This is a genomic window from Cellulomonas sp. P2_B4, assembly GCF_056404795.1.
Genome location: NZ_JBFUDI010000109.1, coordinates 1 through 530 on the forward strand (window position 1 = coordinate 1; position 530 = coordinate 530).

General features: G+C 65.1%; 1 protein-coding gene. It reads right to left on the bottom strand.

Annotated elements, in window-relative coordinates; translation table 11 throughout:
- Positions 1-265: cation:dicarboxylate symporter family transporter (locus AC1DZC_RS20360; RefSeq protein ID WP_477044552.1), on the bottom strand; the 265-nt coding region annotated here is incomplete at its 3' end.
- Between the last annotated feature and the right edge of the window lie 265 nt (positions 266-530).

The following is a 530-nucleotide window of genomic DNA, read 5'->3' on the forward strand; positions in this document are numbered from 1 at the left end:
CCATCAGCGCGGCGAAAAGGCCGATGGCGCGTCCGCCGACCGTGCCCAGTCGCCTGGGATCGCCTAACTCGGTGACACCGGCAGCGATCACGACTAGCAGCACCGGCAAGACCAGCAGCCGGATCAGTCGCAAGAACAGCTCGCCGATGAGCGATATCCACGGCGCGGCGGCGGGAAAAAAAGCCCCGAGCAGGATGCCGAGCACGAGCCCGGCGAGCACGCGCTGCCACAGGGGGAGAACGCTCCAGGCGCGAAAAATGGTCATCGGCTTCCCCCGCTGGCTAACGCGACGATGATCACATGTGGCGCGGGGTATCAAGAACGGGCTCCGGCGGGAGGCACGTGCCTACGCGGCTAATCGCATGATGTTCACCATCATTCCCCGCCCGTTACCGGGAAGGAATAGACACCCGACTACTTCGCCGCCGCCATCAGCTTCTCGAAAAACGCCAGCCGCGCGAGCGTCAGCGACCGCTCGCTCGCCTTGGGCGCAGCGCTGACCATCGCGATCACCAGCTTCGACTTGGGAT